Source organism: Bacillaceae bacterium S4-13-56 (assembly GCA_040191315.1).
Lineage (GTDB): Bacteria > Bacillota > Bacilli > Bacillales > JAWJLM01 > JAWJLM01.
Genome location: JAWJLM010000162.1, coordinates 1 through 1,498 on the forward strand (window position 1 = coordinate 1; position 1,498 = coordinate 1,498).

Here is a 1,498-nt window from a genome sequence, read left to right on the forward strand (position 1 = left end):
AACTTAATACTAAACATAATTCTACAAAAAATAAAGACCACTATCCCAGCAAATAACAGCCCCATCTCTTGTCCACCCAGAAAACACAAAAACCACCATCTGTCTTTTTATGGTGCCTGACACCTTTACCAAAAAAATTTCTGTTTTCACTGATAATTTTTTCATGAAAGGACAACCTATTTATAGGAGGTGTTTATATATGAGGGATAAGACAATATTGAACTTATTTACTATTTTAGGAATAAGCGGAAGCATATTTTTTTTATTACGTAGAAAAGGACAATTGAAGGACTGGTTTCTTATTTTTTTTATTAAAACTTTAGTTTCCACTATATTTGATGGACCAGTAATTAAAACAAAATATTTGCAATATCCAGTACGCTATTTCCCTAAATTATTTGACTCAAATATTGTGTTTTTATACGTAATATTTCCTTTATCGTGTGTCATATATAATCAATTTACATATAAAATGAAGCCATTAAAGTCAATCTTGAGTGTTTTTCTTTTTACCGGACCAATGACTCTTATGGAAAATTGGATTGAAAAAAATACCAATTTAGTTAAATATAACAAGGGTTGGAATAGCTATATTACATTTATTGTACTTTCGTTTGCTTTTTTGCTTGTTAAAGGATGCATTGAGGGAATTCGTTTCTTAGATAAAAAATTCACCCCTCCTCATATACAGAAGAAAGAAAACACTTTGAAAAATGAGTAACAATTTACTTCTACCTTTAAAGACCAATAACTGGTTTTTTTTGTTGTTTCTTTATTAATACATACTAGGTAAGAGTTTGAAATTATCGCCCCCTTTTCCCCCTGTTCACACCGTACTTATCGCATTCCCAAAGGTCCAGCAAATATCCTAATAGCATAACCCACACTTCTTCTTCATTATTTTCCCTTTCTCCTTTAAGATTTCAAGTGCAATCGCGATATCGAAAAATGGACCTGCTTTCCTTTGCTCTGGGAGAGACAATTGTACAACCACCTTTTCATTCGATACATCACAATTCATCATGGTTAACTCACTCATGACAGCTCTCTAGACTCCCTTACACAAGATCCGGTAAACCTATAATCGCAAACGAAGGCTGCCCCTCCATCACATGGACCTCCACCTGAATCCGGTAGCCTTCCATCCCGCGAAGTCCAATACTTGAAACGTTCGTAACCAAATCATTCACCTCCAGTTGTTTCTTTTACATTCAAAATATTCGTATCTCCTACAGCATGTAAGAACTTTATATAATTCTCAGCCTTAGGTGGTGGAATAAATGTATAAATCCGCTCTGTACTTACCAATGAATCCTTAACAGCACCTATATAATTTAAGTAACTACTCCATCGATAATCTTCTAATCTCTCAACCATATTGGCCCGCAGTGGATTCAGGTGGATATACTTATTAACTTCTAACTCATACTCAACAGTACTTAACAACTCTGCACCATAACGGCTTTCAAATACGTGTCCGGAAAAGTGATATTTCTGA

4 protein-coding genes are annotated in these 1,498 nt (G+C 34.2%); 1 reads left to right on the plus strand and 3 read right to left on the minus strand.

Annotated features, from left to right (window positions below):
• Positions 1–199: 199 nt before the first annotated feature.
• Positions 200–721, plus strand: coding sequence for a CBO0543 family protein (locus RZN25_18340; protein MEQ6378759.1), 522 nt, complete (start codon positions 200–202; stop codon positions 719–721).
• Between the two features lie 147 nt (positions 722–868).
• On the opposite strand, the gene RZN25_18345 is transcribed toward RZN25_18340, so the two are convergent.
• The 3 genes from RZN25_18345 to RZN25_18355 all read right to left on the minus strand — a co-directional run.
• Positions 869–1,039, minus strand: a complete 171-nt coding sequence (locus RZN25_18345; protein ID MEQ6378760.1) for a magnesium chelatase domain-containing protein — start codon at positions 1,037–1,039, stop codon at positions 869–871.
• A gap of 19 nt (positions 1,040–1,058) precedes the next feature.
• Positions 1,059–1,181 (minus strand): hypothetical protein, encoded by a 123-nt coding sequence (locus RZN25_18350; GenBank protein ID MEQ6378761.1) that lies wholly within the window; start codon positions 1,179–1,181, stop codon positions 1,059–1,061.
• 1 nt (position 1,182) lies between these two features.
• On the minus strand, positions 1,183–1,498 hold a 316-nt coding region (locus tag RZN25_18355), incomplete at its 5' end, for a transposase (GenBank protein MEQ6378762.1).